This is a genomic window from Cellulophaga baltica, assembly GCF_900102165.1.
Lineage (GTDB): Bacteria > Bacteroidota > Bacteroidia > Flavobacteriales > Flavobacteriaceae > Cellulophaga > Cellulophaga baltica.
Genome location: NZ_FNBD01000002.1, coordinates 261,241 through 277,263, shown reverse-complemented (window position 1 = coordinate 277,263; position 16,023 = coordinate 261,241). Strand labels below are relative to the sequence as shown.

18 protein-coding genes and 1 other RNA gene are annotated in these 16,023 nt (G+C 33.7%); 8 read left to right on the top strand and 11 right to left on the bottom strand.

Annotated features, from left to right (window positions below):
* The first annotated feature begins 1 nt into the window (after nucleotide 1).
* The 5 genes from BLQ19_RS04270 (at nucleotide 2) to BLQ19_RS04250 (ending at nucleotide 3,935) form a co-directional block, all read left to right on the top strand.
* Nucleotides 2–571 carry a conjugal transfer protein gene (locus tag BLQ19_RS04270; protein WP_074537503.1) on the top strand — a complete coding sequence of 190 codons (570 nt, stop codon included), beginning with the start codon at nucleotides 2–4 and terminating at the stop codon, nucleotides 569–571.
* A gap of 3 nt (nucleotides 572–574) precedes the next feature.
* The gene (locus BLQ19_RS04265) at nucleotides 575–1,417 is read left to right on the top strand and encodes a hypothetical protein (protein ID WP_074537502.1); all 843 of its coding nucleotides are present in this window, start codon (nucleotides 575–577) and stop codon (nucleotides 1,415–1,417) included.
* Between the two features lie 11 nt (nucleotides 1,418–1,428).
* Nucleotides 1,429–2,046, top strand: coding sequence for a conjugal transfer protein TraK (locus tag BLQ19_RS04260; RefSeq protein ID WP_074537693.1), 618 nt, complete (start codon nucleotides 1,429–1,431; stop codon nucleotides 2,044–2,046).
* Nucleotides 2,047–2,159: 113 nt separating this feature from the next.
* Nucleotides 2,160–3,095: a conjugative transposon protein TraM gene (traM, locus tag BLQ19_RS04255; RefSeq protein WP_074537501.1), complete on the top strand. Its 936-nt coding sequence runs from the start codon at nucleotides 2,160–2,162 to the stop codon at nucleotides 3,093–3,095.
* Nucleotides 3,096–3,134: 39 nt separating this feature from the next.
* On the top strand, nucleotides 3,135–3,935 hold the full coding sequence (locus BLQ19_RS04250; protein WP_074537692.1) for a DUF4138 domain-containing protein: 801 nt from the start codon (nucleotides 3,135–3,137) through the stop codon (nucleotides 3,933–3,935).
* 109 nt (nucleotides 3,936–4,044) lie between these two features.
* On the opposite strand, the gene BLQ19_RS21705 is transcribed toward BLQ19_RS04250, so the two are convergent.
* From BLQ19_RS21705 to ssrA, 4 genes are all read right to left on the bottom strand, one after another.
* A complete protein-coding gene (locus tag BLQ19_RS21705) occupies nucleotides 4,045–4,176 on the bottom strand; it encodes a hypothetical protein (protein ID WP_302846547.1) in 132 nt (43 codons plus the stop codon).
* 102 nt (nucleotides 4,177–4,278) lie between these two features.
* Nucleotides 4,279–4,566 carry a helix-turn-helix domain-containing protein gene (locus BLQ19_RS04245; RefSeq protein WP_074537500.1) on the bottom strand — a complete coding sequence of 96 codons (288 nt, stop codon included), beginning with the start codon at nucleotides 4,564–4,566 and terminating at the stop codon, nucleotides 4,279–4,281.
* A 244-nt stretch (nucleotides 4,567–4,810) separates the two neighbouring features.
* Nucleotides 4,811–6,031 carry a site-specific integrase gene (locus BLQ19_RS04240; protein WP_074537499.1) on the bottom strand — a complete coding sequence of 407 codons (1,221 nt, stop codon included), beginning with the start codon at nucleotides 6,029–6,031 and terminating at the stop codon, nucleotides 4,811–4,813.
* Between the two features lie 233 nt (nucleotides 6,032–6,264).
* Nucleotides 6,265–6,661: a transfer-messenger RNA gene (gene ssrA / locus BLQ19_RS04235) on the bottom strand.
* Between the two features lie 163 nt (nucleotides 6,662–6,824).
* Here ssrA and BLQ19_RS04230 point away from each other — a divergent pair.
* Complete coding sequence (locus tag BLQ19_RS04230) at nucleotides 6,825–8,030, top strand: NAD(P)-dependent oxidoreductase (protein ID WP_074537498.1); 1,206 nt, start codon at nucleotides 6,825–6,827, stop codon at nucleotides 8,028–8,030.
* A 51-nt stretch (nucleotides 8,031–8,081) separates the two neighbouring features.
* Here the strand turns inward: BLQ19_RS04230 and BLQ19_RS04225 are convergent, their stop codons facing one another.
* The 6 genes from BLQ19_RS04225 to BLQ19_RS04195 form a co-directional block, all read right to left on the bottom strand.
* Nucleotides 8,082–8,480, bottom strand: a complete 399-nt coding sequence (locus BLQ19_RS04225; RefSeq protein WP_074537497.1) for a ribosomal maturation YjgA family protein — start codon at nucleotides 8,478–8,480, stop codon at nucleotides 8,082–8,084.
* 386 nt (nucleotides 8,481–8,866) lie between these two features.
* Nucleotides 8,867–10,249 carry a DUF4153 domain-containing protein gene (locus BLQ19_RS04215; RefSeq protein WP_083332183.1) on the bottom strand — a complete coding sequence of 461 codons (1,383 nt, stop codon included), beginning with the start codon at nucleotides 10,247–10,249 and terminating at the stop codon, nucleotides 8,867–8,869.
* 10 nt (nucleotides 10,250–10,259) lie between these two features.
* A complete protein-coding gene (locus BLQ19_RS04210) occupies nucleotides 10,260–10,715 on the bottom strand; it encodes a Coq4 family protein (protein WP_074537495.1) in 456 nt (151 codons plus the stop codon).
* 54 nt (nucleotides 10,716–10,769) lie between these two features.
* Nucleotides 10,770–11,009 carry a winged helix-turn-helix domain-containing protein gene (locus BLQ19_RS04205; protein ID WP_254788225.1) on the bottom strand — a complete coding sequence of 80 codons (240 nt, stop codon included), beginning with the start codon at nucleotides 11,007–11,009 and terminating at the stop codon, nucleotides 10,770–10,772.
* 56 nt (nucleotides 11,010–11,065) lie between these two features.
* Entirely contained in the window at nucleotides 11,066–11,689 is a 624-nt protein-coding gene (locus tag BLQ19_RS04200; RefSeq protein WP_074537494.1) for a hypothetical protein, read from the bottom strand.
* A 97-nt stretch (nucleotides 11,690–11,786) separates the two neighbouring features.
* A complete protein-coding gene (locus tag BLQ19_RS04195; RefSeq protein ID WP_083332182.1) occupies nucleotides 11,787–12,440 on the bottom strand; it encodes a DUF1361 domain-containing protein in 654 nt (217 codons plus the stop codon).
* A gap of 150 nt (nucleotides 12,441–12,590) precedes the next feature.
* On the opposite strand from BLQ19_RS04195, the gene BLQ19_RS04190 reads away from it, so the two are divergent.
* Nucleotides 12,591–13,061, top strand: coding sequence for a hypothetical protein (locus tag BLQ19_RS04190; RefSeq protein WP_025614085.1), 471 nt, complete (start codon nucleotides 12,591–12,593; stop codon nucleotides 13,059–13,061).
* Between the two features lie 60 nt (nucleotides 13,062–13,121).
* Here the strand turns inward: BLQ19_RS04190 and kdsA are convergent, their stop codons facing one another.
* Entirely contained in the window at nucleotides 13,122–13,943 is an 822-nt protein-coding gene (kdsA, locus tag BLQ19_RS04185) for a 3-deoxy-8-phosphooctulonate synthase (protein WP_025614086.1), read from the bottom strand.
* Between the two features lie 172 nt (nucleotides 13,944–14,115).
* Between kdsA and typA the strand changes: the two genes are divergently transcribed.
* Complete coding sequence (gene typA / locus BLQ19_RS04180) at nucleotides 14,116–15,915, top strand: translational GTPase TypA (RefSeq protein WP_024479456.1); 1,800 nt, start codon at nucleotides 14,116–14,118, stop codon at nucleotides 15,913–15,915.
* Nucleotides 15,916–16,023: the final 108 nt, after the last annotated feature.

Genomic DNA, 16,023 nt, shown 5'->3' with positions numbered 1-16,023 from the left:
TATGAAAACAAAAATCTTAGTACTCGCAATGGCATTACTGTTCAGCTTAAATATCAAAGCACAGGGAATGCCCACTTATGACAATACAAATTTTGTCAGTTTGATAAAACAACTTGTAGAATCTGGAAAGCAGACGGCTCAAATGATTAAGTCAGTGCAGTTCTTAAAAGATGCAAAGGAAAGCATTGAGAAAGTGTCAAGTGTGGTGCAACAACTTAGAGCGGTTCAGGAAATTGCACAAAATAATCAACGCCTTATAAATGTAATGCAAAACGATTTACAGGATATTTTAAACTCGCCTTACATCAAACCAGAGGAAGTCACACGAGTTGCGGAATCCTTTAGTGCCATCATTGAAAATTCTTTAGACACCATGGATTTCATTGATGAAATTTTATCGAGTGACTATTTAAAAATGACGGATGCTGAGCGTGCTGAAATATTGAAAGAAAAAGAATTGGAATCCAAAGAAATGGTGTCCATTATCACTACCAAAACAAAGCGCTACAGGGATATTATTTCTTTTAGAGAAATGCAAGATAAAATCAATAATCGCGAAACAAATTATTAATAAATGACAGCAACCATATTTTTAGGGATTGGACTGGAATACATCGATGCGGTGTTTCAAACCATACAGAACAGCAGCTTCTCGCAATACACTATTGCTGGAATGAAAACGCTTGCTGTATTGTTCTTTCTGGTCAATATTCTTAAAAAGTATAACGAAGGTATTGCGGACAAAGACGGTTACACTTGGGGATTAAGTCCTGGGGAACTCACGAAGAATTTTGTAGTTGTTCTTCTGGTCATATTTTCGACACAAGTACTCGGCTTCTTCGATAGCATCTTGGTTTCTATAGAAGCACAATATCGTGGTACAGCACCTGCTTTATTGCCTTTACAGATGCAAGATATTCCTATTGAAGAAGATGTGAGTATAATAGAAGTAGCACAAGCGGCTATGACACTATTATACGAAGCTCTGGTAACACCACTTTACGGATTCAAAATATTTGCATTTATCATAAGCCTCTTTCTTTGGATTTTGGATTTATTTATCTACCCATTATTCCTTGCAGAACGCTACTTTTTATTGGGCATAATGCAAGCTTTCTTTCCGTTGGTTATAAGCTTAGCCGTTTTTGAAAAGTTCCGTTCTCTGGCCTATAATTTCTTTAAGCTGTATGCTGCAGTTTATATGCTTGTACCGGCCTTCTTTTTAGTAAATGTATTTGTAAATGCGCTCTACACTGAAATAAATACCAACTTCTGGATCAACCTTTTTGGTACTGACTTTGGCCAAGGATTTTTTGCACCTGTGGTTCAGCTTGGGTCGGTTGGTTTCATTGTTTTTCTGAAATTCAAATTATATAAACGCGCTACATCTTTCACGCTCAGATTGTTTACTAGCTAATTCCAATGAAAATGAAAACACCTTATAAAAATATTTATTCAGTCTTAAAATTGAACAGGTTTATCGTGTTAGCAGTTGTCATTTTTGCAATGTTATCCAGCACTTTTTCAGTATGGATGGCTTTTACTACGAATAAAAATGCGCTCAATAGTGCATTTGCCATTAATACCGATGGCAGCATTATTCCATTAAAATTGGTCACCCAAAAAGCGAATTTCAAGGTAGAAGCTTTAGCGCATTTAGACCTTTTTCACAACTACTTCTATAACATTGACGCCAGTAATTATGAACGGAACTTGGAAAAGGCGCTATGGTTGGGCAATAGTTCTGTAGACAACCTCTATCGCCAGAAAAAAGCAGATGGTGTCTATAATCGATTATTACAGTATTCCTTAGTTCAAAAGGTATTAAGTATCGATTCAAGAATAAATGAAACTAATGGCTCGTATAGTTTTATAACCACTACCCAATTTGAAATCAATAGAGGTTCTGTCATCGACACCTATGAATTGGTTTCCTCAGGTAGCCTAATTGTGGTAGACCGAAACTTTCCTAATAATCCACATGGACTATTGATTACCGATTTCTTCGAGAACACTTTAAAAAAATTAAACAATGAAAGCCCATAATGGGCATTTAAAAGCCCACTCTTATGAAATGAGCTTAAACGGTTTTAGATACCTATCTAAAAGTTGAAAAGCGAATTACATATGACCATTAAAAAACAATTAAAAAGCATCAGATGAAAATAGAAAAGAATAAAATAGTATTTGCAGCAGTATTGGCTGTGATTTTCATATTCCTGATTTCATATTCCGTGTTGGTAATGGGCGATGATGAAAGTGAAAATGAAAACCTTGAACAGACCCTGATACCCGATTTAGAAGAAAATCAAAAGGAATATGATTCTAAACTGGATGCCATCAATGATTTGAAAGAAGTGCGTGAGAATAACGCACCTAGCATTTATGATGAAAAACTGATTGATTCCTTAGGGTATTATGATCCAGATTTGCCGGAACGTGAAAAAGAGCGCATCGTGGACAGTATTTATTCTGCAGGAAGAATTCAATATTCAGAAAAGAAATACCAAAACTTCGGACAAAAGAAAACAACCCTTAAGATTATCCCGAAAATTGATTCCCTAGATATCCAGAGAGAACAGAAAATTCAGGCGAAAGAATTGGGACTAGAACATCAGTTGTTCTTTGCAGCTTCTCCTAAATCCAATGAAATTTCCAATGTTGGCACTATAGATAAAACCATTTATGCCGTGGTTGATGGCGACCAGACCGTGAAAGCGAATTCGAGGTTGCGAATGCGCCTGACCAAAGCGGCAACCATAAACAATAAAAAGATACCTAAGAATACCTTTGTTTTTGGTTTTGTAAGATTTCAGCCTAATCGTGTCTTGATCCAAATTGAAAATATCAGCCATAATCCTTCCAAGTTAAAAGCATTCGATTTGCAGGATGGAAGTGAAGGCATCTATATCGAAAACAACTTTCGGGCAGAAGCTACTAATGAAGTTCTTGACGAGCTAATTGGTGATATCAATATCCCAAGTGTTCCACAAGTTGGCGGAATTACAAAAATACTCAAACGTAATAACCGAAACGTAAAAGTGACGGTGCTAAACAATTACAGCCTTATTCTAAAAGCCGATAATCATCAATAACTAAAAGATACTATCATGAAAACTTATATTATAGCCATAATGGCTTTTTGTACAAACCACATTATGGGGCAACAGCCACTCGATACCATTTACGCCAACGATACTAAAAACGTAGCCCTATTTTTTCCAGAACCCATACGACAAGGAATAACGGGTTCGGATAATTTTGTCTTTACTTATAATCGAGAAAGAGAACAGTATTTTGGACTGCTACAAGCGAAGCCTGGAAAAGAAAGCAATCTATTGGTAATCAATAATAATGGTTCTATTTTTTCATATATCGTACGATATAAAGCACAACTTTCAAAGTTGAACTATTTCATTCCTTTATCAAATAGTATTGGGAACGAAAGGCCAAATGTGACCGATCCGATTCAGGTTGAAACCTCTAAAAAAAGTATAGATAACAGAACATATTATTATCAAAAATTCTGCTCATACCTTTTGGACAGAACGCAGCATATTGGTCGGATTAATCATCAAAACGAAGGTGTTATTCTAAGTGTTGAGAATATTGTATTTGATAAAGAAGAACTTTACTTCGTTATTCAGATTGAGAATAATTCTACGTTGGATTACGATTTGAATTTCTTAAACCTTTCAGTCGAAACAAGACAAAAAGGAAAAAAGAAATCGCTGCAGCGCTTGTATCAAGAACCTATTTACACGCACAATCTGCCTAGTAAAGTAAAAGAAAATGAAATAGTACGATTCGTTTACGTGTTGCCCAAATTTTCATTGTCCAATGAGCGTAGGGCAATTTTAGAATTGAACGAAAAAGTTGGCGAGCGCAATATTGAATTGAAAATATCGCATCGATTTATTAATAATCCTAAGTAAGAATATTTGAAAAGGATAGTCATTAACTCTCGAATAGCTGTATGCAAATCTTCTTTAGAAGAAATATGAATATCTGAGTTCATCGCACTTTTTTTACTTCATTTTAATTTTAAGTAGCATTTGATTCCCATCTAAATGCTCCATCCATCAATTCCATTTCACTTCTTTTTAAACCTATTTTTGCCTCGTTATGTTTCCAATTTTTGACCACCTCTAGAACTTCAGAAAGTATAGTTTTCATTTCACTTTCGCTTAAGCGAAAATACACTAACAAAGGTTGGTTTTTTTAAAGCTGCCCAATCTGCAAATACATAATATGTCAAATTTATTTTCACCATCTTTCTTATAATAAATCAAGGTCTTGTAGTTTTCTTCCAAATTCATCATCCACAGCAAGCTTTTTAAAATCATCTTCCAAATTCAGAACTCTGAATACATTAAAATAGGAACCAATGGCAACCGTAGGGTCACCCTTTTCTATTCTGTAAAGAGTAGACCTATTAATACCAGCACGCTCGGAAACCGTATTGGTTGTAAGTTTTCTCCGCTTTCGCCCCAACTTTATGTTTTCGCCCAACTGCTCAAATACTTTCTGATACTTCGGTAGGAGAATTACTTTTTTAGAGTTCATAATAGTGTATAATTACCGCAAATTTGCCATTATTGTGGATAATATGCAACATTTTTGTTCTGTATGCAATCTAGAAGAGAATTAAACAAACAATATCGTTACGCAAAAAAGTTATATTACAAGACAGTTAATACATTCAATGGTTCAATAGTCATTGGTGAAGCTTTATTAATAAAAAGTATTGTTAATGGATTCCACATATGATATTAAAGAAAGATCAGTTACTCAACGGCTGGCTGTTTTTTTAAGCCAAATTTTCAAGTTTTTTCCTTAAAACACCCATATCTTCTTTGATTTTAGAATTAATAACTTGTGCATAATGTTGGGTAGTCCGCAAATTTTTATGCCCTAACATTTTGCCTACGGTTTCAATAGGGACGCCATTAGAAAGTGTCACTGTTGTAGCAAAGGTATGGCGAGCTAAATGTGTTGTTAAATTTTTTGTAATACCGCAAAGGTCAGCAATCTCTTTTAAATAAGCGTTCGACTTCTGATTACTTAAGACTGGTAAGACACATTCCTTATTTACTACTTTTGGATGATCTTTATATTTTTCCAAAATATGAAGCGCATTTGGGAGTAGCGGAATACTAAATTTAGCATTGGTTTTCGTGCGTTTTGCTTCAATCCAAAGATTACCGTCTACGTTTCTGACTAAATTATCATGATTCAATTTCTGAACATCGATATAAGCTAATCCTGTATAGCAACAGAAAACGAACATATCACGAACTAAATCAATCCGTGGCCAGTTAATTTCAAGATTAATCAACCTTTTTAATTCTTCAGAAGTTAGGAATTCACGATCAACCCATTTAAACTTAACCTTGTAATTATAAAAAGGATCTCTTTCTATCCAGCCGTTGGCAACTCCCAATCTTATTATTTTTTTGAAGTTGTTGATATATTTTAAGGCACTGTTATGATTACAGTTTTTTATAATTTTCATAAAGTATTCAAAACGCGTAACAAACTTTAAGTCTATATCCTGTATAGGTAAGTCCTCTTTTTTGTATTCAGATCTTATAAATTCTGAAATATGGTTTCTTGTAGTGAAATAACGCTTCCATGTGCCAATAGCAAACTCTTTATCTACTAATTTTTTCATTTGGCGATTATGCTCATCAAAAACTACTAAAAGCATTTTAACCTCTCTATCCTTGCCTTGATAAATGTTTTTAATGTCTACGGCTGTAAATGGTTTTCCTTCTTCAATTAAAATATTATAAATTCGATTTACCTTATTGCGAACAGTATTCAAATACTGATTTAAAGTTATCGAATCCATTCCAGTACCGCGCATTTTTGAGGTCTTAGCACTCCATTTTTCAGGATCTATCTTGCGTGAAATACTTAATTCGCTCCTCTTTCCATTTACCGTTAAGCGCAAGTATATTGGGACTTTTACGCCTTTTTCGTGATGTTTTCCTTTGAGGTAAAATAGTTGTGAAAAAGAATTACTCATTTTTAGTACCTTTTTAATTCCCAATAAAGATATATAAAAGAAAAATAATATTTATATAATTAACATATAATCAGATGATTACATGGAAATCGGTGAGTAAAAAATAATAAATTAATACTCACCGATTAAGTCTCCTTTTAGATGGTATTATTTAATGGTTAACAATACTATTTAAAATGAAAAACCCTGTAAATCATATGATTACAGGGTTTTTAGTTTTAATTGAATCAATCTAGTGGAGCCGGGGAGAATCGAACTCCCGTCCAAACAAGCAATTACAATGCTTTCTTCATGCTTAGTTTTCAATTGATTTTCGATGCACAACCGACTGAAAACCGCCTATTGTACACTTAGCTTCTAAAATTTTTGTGATACTACCAAAGCAATAGTACCCTTGTGTTGACATTTCTGGTGCTCCTAATAGAATCGCCGCCAACAAGGGCTATTCCGGAACATCTCGCTTCTCTACCTAGTAGAGACGAGGCTAATCTTACTATAATTCAGATTAAGCGGCAAGAGCGTAATTATTTTCGCCAATTAAAAGTGTGGAAAATGTGATTAACGAGCTGTAGCCCAGCGCTCGGCATGCTTACATCCCAATTGGTCTCGCTGTCAAAACCAGGCGGCCCCTTGGAAAATTTTCAATGAACTAATCCGCTTTCAAAAGAAATTTCTTTTTTCTAGCGGATGGCAAAGGTAGTTCAAAAACTATTCCAAAAAAAGTTTTGCTTGTCATCTTGTCATATGTTACATTTACAACTATTGAATCGGTATAAGTTATAAAATTGTATTTATGAAATTCGGAATCATTAGAGAACGTAAAAATCCGCCAGATAGAAGAGTCGTGCTATCTCCTGACGCATGTCAAAAATTACGAACAAAGTATCCTGAGGCAGAGATAGCGGTCGAATCTTCTGCTATCCGAACGTATGCAGATGAAGATTATGAAAAAGCGGGACTTAGTTTAAGTGCAGATATGAACGAGTGTGATGTTCTTTTAGGGGTTAAAGAAGTGCCGATAGAAGATTTAATTCCGAATAAAAAATACTTTTTCTTTTCCCATACGATAAAAAAGCAACCTTATAATAGAGAACTGTTACGAGCTTTTTTAGATAAAAATATAGAAATGTATGACCATGAAGTCATTACCAATGAAAAGGGACAACGTTTGGTTGCTTTTGGTAGGTATGCCGGGATTGTAGGTGCGTATAATGGTTTTAGAGCCTACGGACTTAAGTATGATTTGTACGATTTACCCAAAGCAGAGACACTCATAGATCAACAAGCATTAATTGATGCGTTGAATAATATTAAACTACCAGCGATAAAAATACTTTTAACGGGTAAAGGCAGAGTAGGCAATGGAGCAAAAGAAATGTTAGATGCTATGGGGCTTAAAAAAGTAACGGTGGCAAATTACTTGTCTACCTCTTTTGAAGAACCTGTATACTGTCAGATTGACGCTTCAGAATATAATAAGCGAAAAGATGGTGTTCGTGGTAATAAGGCTGAGTTTTTTAAGAACCCTGAACTGTATCAAACTAATTTTGTTCGTTTTACAAAGGTGACTGATTTTTTCATTGCGGGTCATTTTTATGGTACGGGGGCCCCTTATCTTTTTACGAGAGAAGATGCAAAACATGAAGATTTTAGTATAAAGGTTGTGGCAGATGTAAGTTGTGATATTGATGGACCCGTGGCAACGACCATCAGACCTTCAACCATTGCAGATCCAATATATGGGTATGATCCTTTGACGGAAAAGGAGGTAGATTTTAAATCGACAAAGGCTATTGCTGTTATGGCGGTAGATAATTTGCCGTGTGAATTGCCAAGAGATGCTAGTGAAGGTTTCGGAGATGCTTTTCTAAAAAATGTTATTCCCGCATTTTTTAACAACGATAAAAATGGCGTATTAGAGCGTGCAAGAATGACACAAAATGGAAAGCTAACAGAGCGTTATGCCTATTTGCAAGATTATGTAGATGGAAAAGAGTAGCGGTATCTGATAAAATTTATAGCTATTGTTTAAAATGGGAGGTGGAGAAAGTTAATTTTTTTTACCTCCCATTTTATATACATTTGATTTTTTGATATCTATAAAAGTTACCGCAAGTACTCCCAACGTATAAGCTACTAAATCCTGAATACTAAAGCTATTGCCAAAAATTAAGTTGGCCCATTTATTTTGATCTAAGTTTAGAAGCTGTAAAAATGTGGTGCGTTGCAGAAACTCAACCGAATAAGAGAGAACTAATGTTATAACGGCAATTGATAATGGATTGGTTTTTATAAAGCTTCTGAGAAAACAATAGATAAGTATGACCACGAGAAAATCGCCCACAGTATGTCTTATGAAACCGGTTTTTAAATAGTAAGCAATAGCAATTTCAAGAGCTAAAATTGTGCTAAAGGCAATAAAGTGAATGTTATTAAAAGTGAACTTCATGACGCTTATTTTATAATTGTTTTTTAAAAAAAATAGTTGAAATAAATTGTCTTTGTTTCAAGATAGAGAACCGGGGGAATGAGGATTAAAAACCGTGCATGAATTAGATGTAGAGGTAGATTATGCCTATTGTCAAATTAATAATGATGATCAGAAGCGTACTAATGTTTTCTTCGTAATATTTGTAATTTATTAGGGTGTTAAAAAAAGCAGTGATTAACAGAATTACATTCATTAGACCAGCAATTACAGCAATAATAATTTTCACCATTAAAATGGCGTCCACGGCCAAATTAATTAAAAATAAAATTGTATTGATAAGAGAAGAATAGTAGGTGATTCTTACTACAGTACTATTAATTTTAAGGTTGAAATAAGACATCATTTTAATGGTAGATTAAGGAGTAAATGGAATATTCTTGCCAGCTTTTTTCTTTCTCTTGCTGTATAAAGCGAGAATATTTAGTAGTAATGCTAGCTTCAAATGCCGTTTCTTTTTTCTCTTCGCTATACTTTTTTAATTGAATACTGTTGGTGTCGCCTAAGTCAATAAGGTATTGAATATCTACATTTTCAATATTCTTTAAATTGTAATAGGTTATAGATTTATCCCAAGGAATTGTGGCGCTTACAAATAGCACTGCAAAAATAACAGCAACGTTTGATCGTATTAAATAGATGAAACTTTTGGTTTTTGATACTTTCAAGTAGGTAGTACATAAACCTGCTAGGATACATAGTAAGTATACAAAAACGCCAATTCTTTTATACGTTAATCCTAAAGTGACCACGTACATGTAATTTTTATACCACGTAAATAAGATCAGTATAAGGTTCATGGCAATCCAGCTATAGCATAAAATCTTAATATTCTGGCTTTTAGTGTAAAAATTAAGATCACCTCTAAAAAAATATAATATAATAGCAATAGCGCAGATAATTGACAATAATAGGGCGTAGACTCCTTGATGTACAGATTTTGAATATTCAGAATTTGTGCTGGTGTTAGCGTCTATTAAATAGATGAAATCAGTTATTAGAAAGATAAAAAGTAGACCATTTAATGCTATAAATATAATACTGCCAAGGGTGTACTCTTCGGCTAGTTTTTTACTTTGTTCCAATGAGAAACTTGGCGTGGACCTTTTCAGTGAATTGTCTTGTTCGGTATCTAAAGTTATAAGGGTCTCTGGGTAATAAGGCCTTAAAATATGTAAGAATATAAAGTATCCAAACACCGTAAATAGAAGCCATGGAAAGCTTAAGAAATCAAAATTTATTGCAGAAATAAGACTTCTGAAAACAGGATTAGACTTTTGATATAATAAAGAGAATAGTATAATTAATCCTATCGTGATACTCAGAGCTTTAAGGATAGTTTTAGTTTTAGAAGATAGGGTAGTACTTTTATGTCCCTCTTTTTTTAAAGAACTATTTAATTGATGAATAGAAGCTAATACCATGTTGGTGAGCCCTATGAACCAACTTAAATACAAGGAGTTTTTGGGAGCAATAGTTTTTCCTATATAAATTAGAAAGGCTAGAGCATGAATAAAAATCTTGAAATTTGTAGGATCTAGGAAGACCATTAATGCAGTAAACAGATAGGCAAGTGCATATTTTATAGTTTCTTTTTGCCCTTTATGCTCAAGGAGCACGAGAGTGATAGTTACTAAAGAAAGAATCACAAGGTTAATTCCCATAGTCTTGCTATAAAGTAGTAAACTAAACATTAAAGAGGCTAGAATTGATTTGATATGGATGTTCATAATATAATTTTTAGTGTATACAGAAGGCTGTTCTGATGTTGTGAATTGGTAGATGTACTAATTTTTGAAAATCTATTTGATAAAACTTAGAGGAGCTCTTGCCTCTCTTGTATTCATGGAGGAACCTTTTGTAATGAGAGCAGTAAAAAAGGGTGCCAATGGTGAGTACGGAAAAAAGATATAAACTCCTTTTTCCATTACCCCATAAAAAATATTGCATACTAATCTCTTCTGGAACTGTGGTTCCTATGTTTGTTAGTACATGGTAAATATCATGACTTTCTAATTTAGGTTGTAATTCAAAGCCGTGCTTGGTTAAAAAGTGGTGCAATTCTGCACCTAAAGAGCTGGGAGGTAAGGCTACTAATTCTTTCACAGTAACCGTCCATGGCTTATTTTTTTTAAAATACTTCTGATATGGTTTTTTGCTAATTTCATAAAGCTGTTCAAAAATAAATGCTTTCATAATTCAGGTATTAAAAGTACTTTGAATTTCAAAGTAAATAGATAAAAAAATAGATTAGAATTTCTTGATTAAAATTTCTAGTGCATCAATGTGCTTTTTAAATGCTGCTTTTCCCAAAGCAGTAGCAGAATATCTGGTATTTGGCTTTCTTCCTATAAATCGTTTCTCTACCATGATATAATCTTCTTTTTCCAAAGCTTTGGCGTGACTGGCTAAATTTCCGTCTGTAACATCAAGCAATTCTTTAAACATATTAAAATCAGCATATTCATTCACCATGAGTATACTCATCATGCCTAATCTGATGCGATGATCAAATGTCTTATTTATGTTATTTATAAGTCCCAAATCTAGTGTCTATCGTATTTGTAATACATAACTATTCCGTAAAGGATATGAAGAAATCCAAATCCTAAGGCCCAAAAATACAAACCATAACCTATATATTGTGTAGCTATTAAGCCAATAGTAATATTAGCTAGCCCTAAATAACGCACGTCTCCCAAAGTGTACTTACTTGCATTTAAACAAGCTAGACCATAAAATATTAAGGTAGCAGGAGCAATAAGCCCCATAGTCTGATTTTGTAGTAAAATGAAGCAGAAAAGACCTCCGGTAATAAGCGGCACCATAAAGTTAAAAAGCAAACGCTTAGAAGTCCTGTTCCATATTTTTTCTCCACTCTTTTTTGACTTTTTTCGTGTGAGTACTATTCCTGTAACGATGGAGGCGATCATTACAATCAAGGCAATCACCATTAACTGTTCGGGAGCACCAATACTTAAGAACAGCCTCTGACTATAGGTAGAAGTATTTTGAATGTCTGTAATAATTTTATGGGCAAAATAGGCACCAATTAAAGAATAGACTCCGGCTAATATTCCAGATAAACCACTAAGCGAAATAAAACGTGATGATTTATTCATCAAATTTTTGATTTCATGCAGGTCGTCTAAATAGTTTTTTGATTCCATCTTAAAGTACTTTGAAATACAAAGTAACTATAAATATTTTAATCTTCCTATGTTTATTTTAGAATTTTTACTGCTTATTATAATTGAAGTGAGAAGTTTAGATTGTTTTTCTTTTCAATAAAGGCTTTATGGCTACAAATGAAATCCACATAAAACCTCCGAAAATTAGTGTCCACATCCATGTTTCTTTCATGAATAGGGTATGGAAGATGCCGTAGAATAGAATATCAGGTCTAGAAATAATATCCCAAGAATTAAAGCGTAAGAATCTACCTAGGAATATTCCGAATCCACCTAGTAGACAAATGCTAAATATAACAAAATGGGTAATTTTGGTGCTGTACTTATGAGTTAGCAGATGAAATATATCTAACAAAGAAATAACACCCATGAGTAAGCCATTTACGGCAAAAATTAATATGAGTAGAAAATCAAACACCTGAATCCCATAATCATTATCGACATGTTTTAGGTCGGTAATAATGTAGGGGCTATTCGGGATGAATAAAAGCCAAAGAATAATGAAAAGTGCGCTAAGAAATTTAGACGTACTTATTTTTTGACTATATCGTAAAGTTTTAGAGAAAACTACGGGTAGAAAAGCTAAAAATAGATTCCAAAGTAGAAAAGTAAAAAATATTGTTCCCGTATATACTATTCTTCCAAGTAATGTTATCGTACCTAGTATGGTTAGGATCACTAAGATTTTATAGCGTCTATGTTTTTTTATATGTTGGATTATTTCTGTCAATTTTCGGTATAATCTAGTTTAGGTTAAAAACGAAGAATCCTCATTTTTGTTGCACTTTGCTATTGATCTCTCCAATTGTTGAGTAACGGAGGAAGTAGGCAATAAATGAAATTATTTTGAGTTTTTAATAACAAACTTAAAAACTACATAATGAAAAAATTATTTTGGTCCCTTATTTTAGTATTTACAGTCATGAGTTGTTCTAGTGATAAAGATGATTCTAGTACGGATAATATCAGTGATCAGACCCTTACTGGGACAGTAGAAGGGAAAGCTTTTACGGTACAGGGAGGTAAGGCTTTTTTTAGATCAAGTACGAGTACAGAAGAAATTACCATTTACCTAACCAATGAAAATTTTGGTTGCGATTCAGATATCTTTGATTATACGTTAACGGTGAATACTTCTGTTCCTAATATGGTAGGGGTATATACAGACGTTAACATTGTAACTCAAGATGGGAACAACACACCATTTAATAATTTAACAGAAACTATAGTAGAGATTACTGCTGTATCTGACACCGAAATTTCAGGAAAGATGAAACTCAACAAAGAAGGTTCAGAGGCGTTTCCTGAAAGTATTTTTGAAGGTGCTTTTACGGTTTCAATTTGTGAGTAAAGTACTTTACAAATAGCAAATACTAATAGAGGGAAAACAATTTGTTTTCCCTCTATTGTTTTATTTAAGGCCATTCACTGTTTTTCGAATAGCGACCAAATTGGTAAGAAGTTTTTCTAAATGATCTAAATGTAACATGTTGGCACCATCACTTTTTGCAATAGATGGGTCATAATGCGTTTCCATGAAAATACCATCTGCACCGGTAACGATACCTGCACGAGCTATTGTCTCAATCATATCAGGTCTGCCACCGGTAACACCGCTAGTTTGATTAGGTTGTTGTAAGGAATGGGTAACATCTAAAACCACAGGAGCGTATGCTTTCATGGTAGGAATACCTCTAAAATCTACAATCATATCTTTATAGCCAAACATAGTACCACGATCTGTAATAACCACTTGCTCATTGCCAGAATCGGTTACCTTGGTTACTGCATGTTGCATACTTTCCGGACTCATAAATTGCCCTTTTTTTAAATTTACAACTTTTCCTGTATTTGCAGCAGCCACTACTAAATCTGTTTGACGTACTAAAAAAGCTGGGATTTGTAAGACGTCTACATATGCCGCAGCCATAGCAGCATCTGTTACCTCATGAATATCCGTTACGGTAGGAACTTTGAAAGTCTCAGATACTTTTCTCAAAATTTTCAGTGCTTTTTCGTCTCCAATTCCAGAGAAGGAATCTACGCGGCTACGGTTCGCTTTTTTGAAGCTTCCCTTAAAAATATAAGGAATTTGAAGCTTATCTGTAACTTCAACAATACGCTCTGCAATACGCAGCGCCATATCTTCGCCTTCAATAGCACAGGGGCCACATAAAAGGAAGAAATTACCACTATTAGTGTGTTTTATTTGAGGTATCTTATCTAGATTCATTGGTACATATAATTAAGACTACAAAGATAATAGAATTTAGGTCGAATTACTATAGCTAGAACATGCTCAAAATCAGTCAAATAAAAAAATCACAACTTTCAGTTACACTTCAAAAAATAGCAGTACCTTTGCGCAAAATTTAGCAGGGAATAGTTCCTTTAATAAAGTATTTATGTCAGCAACAAAAAATATTGCCATTATTGCCCATGTCGATCACGGTAAGACTACCTTGGTAGATAAGATTATGTATCACTGTCAGTTGTTTAGAGAAAATCAAAACACAGGTGATTTAATATTAGATAATAACGATTTAGAAAGAGAAAGAGGTATTACCATTACTTCTAAAAACGTTTCAGTAGTATATAAAGGTACTAAGATTAATATTATTGACACTCCTGGTCACGCCGATTTTGGTGGTGAAGTAGAGCGTGTATTAAACATGGCAGATGGTGTTTTATTGTTGGTAGATGCTTTTGAAGGCCCAATGCCACAAACACGTTTTGTATTACAGAAAGCAATTGACTTAGGTCTTAAGCCTTGCGTGGTGGTTAATAAAGTAGATAAAGAAAACTGTACTCCTGAAGAAGTTCATGAGAAAGTTTTTGATTTAATGTTTGAATTAGGTGCAGAAGAATGGCAGCTAGATTTTCCTACAGTTTACGGTTCAGCTAAGAATAACTGGATGAGTGAAGATTGGAAAAAACAAACAGAAAATATAGAGCCATTGTTAGATATGGTTATAGAGCATGTTCCAACTTTTGAACCAAAAGAAGGAAATACTCAAATGTTAATTACATCTTTAGATTTCTCTTCTTTTACAGGTCGTATTGCGATTGGTAGATTGTTAAGAGGTGGTTTAAAAGAAGGGCAACAAGTTTCTTTGGTAAAAAGAGATGGTTCTATTGTAAAGACAAAAATTAAAGAACTTTATACATTCGAAGGTTTAGGAAGACTTAGAGTAGAAGAAGTTAAAACTGGTGATATTTGTGCCATTGTAGGTCTAGAAGGTTTTGAAATTGGTGATACTGTTGCTGATATTGAAAATCCTGAAGGGTTAAAAACAATTGCTATTGATGAACCAACAATGAGTATGTTGTTTACCATTAACGATTCTCCATTCTTTGGTAAGGATGGTAAATTTGTTACTTCTCGTCATATTAAAGATCGTTTATCTCGTGAGTTAGAAAAAAACTTAGCATTACGTGTTAATGATACTAATAGTGCAGATAAATTTTTAGTATTTGGTAGAGGTGTATTACACTTATCAGTACTTATTGAAACTATGCGTCGTGAAGGGTATGAATTACAAATTGGTCAACCACAAGTAATTATCAAGGAAATTGATGGTGTTAAATGTGAGCCTGTAGAGCAATTAACAATTGATTTACCAGAAGAAGTTTCAGGTAGAGCAGTAGAAATGGTATCTATGCGTAAAGGTGAAATGACGAGTATGGAAGCAAAAGGAAACCGTATGGTTTGTGAGTTTTTAATTCCTTCTCGTGGTATTATCGGTTTAAGAAACCAATTATTAACGGCAACTGCTGGTGAGGCTATTATGTCACACCGTTTCTTAGAGTATCAACCAATGAGAGGTGATATTCCTCAAAGACAAAATGGTTCTCTAGTTTCTATGGAAATGGGAAAATCTATTCCTTATTCTATTGATAAATTACAAGATAGAGGTAAGTTTTTTGTGGAGCCAGGAGAAGATATCTACGAAGGTCAAGTTATCGGAGAAAATTCTAGAGGTGATGATATGACAGTAAACATTACAAAAACTAAAAAAATGTCTAACGTACGTTCTTCTGGAGCAGATGATAAAGCAAAAATTGTACCTGCAATTAAGTTTTCATTAGAAGAAGCTCTAGAGTATATTCAAAAAGATGAATATGTTGAGGTAACTCCTAAGTATATTCGTTTAAGAAAAATATACTTAACGGAAAACGAACGTAAGCGTAACAAAATAGCTTAATATTTTAAGCATACTTTTAAATATAAACCCAAGATGAAAATCTTGGGTTTTTTTATGTAAGGAATTTATAAAAAAATCGACTATCCAATTTAACTTTTAAAATACATC

Bases quoted from the DNA above. Each gene is read 5' to 3' on its own strand.
- BLQ19_RS04270 (WP_074537503.1), top strand. From the start codon at position 2: ATGAAAACAAAAATCTTAGTACTCGCAATGGCATTACTGTTCAGCTTA.
- BLQ19_RS04265 (WP_074537502.1), top strand. From the start codon at position 575: ATGACAGCAACCATATTTTTAGGGATTGGACTGGAATACATCGATGCG.
- BLQ19_RS04260 (WP_074537693.1), top strand. From the start codon at position 1,429: ATGAAAACACCTTATAAAAATATTTATTCAGTCTTAAAATTGAACAGG.
- traM (WP_074537501.1), top strand. From the start codon at position 2,160: ATGAAAATAGAAAAGAATAAAATAGTATTTGCAGCAGTATTGGCTGTG.
- BLQ19_RS04250 (WP_074537692.1), top strand. From the start codon at position 3,135: ATGGCTTTTTGTACAAACCACATTATGGGGCAACAGCCACTCGATACC.
- BLQ19_RS21705 (WP_302846547.1), bottom strand. From the start codon at position 4,176: ATGAAAACTATACTTTCTGAAGTTCTAGAGGTGGTCAAAAATTGGAAA.
- BLQ19_RS04245 (WP_074537500.1), bottom strand. From the start codon at position 4,566: ATGAACTCTAAAAAAGTAATTCTCCTACCGAAGTATCAGAAAGTATTT.
- BLQ19_RS04240 (WP_074537499.1), bottom strand. From the start codon at position 6,031: ATGAGTAATTCTTTTTCACAACTATTTTACCTCAAAGGAAAACATCAC.
- BLQ19_RS04230 (WP_074537498.1), top strand. From the start codon at position 6,825: ATGAAATTCGGAATCATTAGAGAACGTAAAAATCCGCCAGATAGAAGA.
- BLQ19_RS04225 (WP_074537497.1), bottom strand. From the start codon at position 8,480: ATGAAGTTCACTTTTAATAACATTCACTTTATTGCCTTTAGCACAATT.
- BLQ19_RS04215 (WP_083332183.1), bottom strand. From the start codon at position 10,249: ATGAACATCCATATCAAATCAATTCTAGCCTCTTTAATGTTTAGTTTA.
- BLQ19_RS04210 (WP_074537495.1), bottom strand. From the start codon at position 10,715: ATGAAAGCATTTATTTTTGAACAGCTTTATGAAATTAGCAAAAAACCA.
- BLQ19_RS04205 (WP_254788225.1), bottom strand. From the start codon at position 11,009: ATGATGAGTATACTCATGGTGAATGAATATGCTGATTTTAATATGTTT.
- BLQ19_RS04200 (WP_074537494.1), bottom strand. From the start codon at position 11,689: ATGGAATCAAAAAACTATTTAGACGACCTGCATGAAATCAAAAATTTG.
- BLQ19_RS04190 (WP_025614085.1), top strand. From the start codon at position 12,591: ATGAAAAAATTATTTTGGTCCCTTATTTTAGTATTTACAGTCATGAGT.
- kdsA (WP_025614086.1), bottom strand. From the start codon at position 13,943: ATGAATCTAGATAAGATACCTCAAATAAAACACACTAATAGTGGTAAT.
- typA (WP_024479456.1), top strand. From the start codon at position 14,116: ATGTCAGCAACAAAAAATATTGCCATTATTGCCCATGTCGATCACGGT.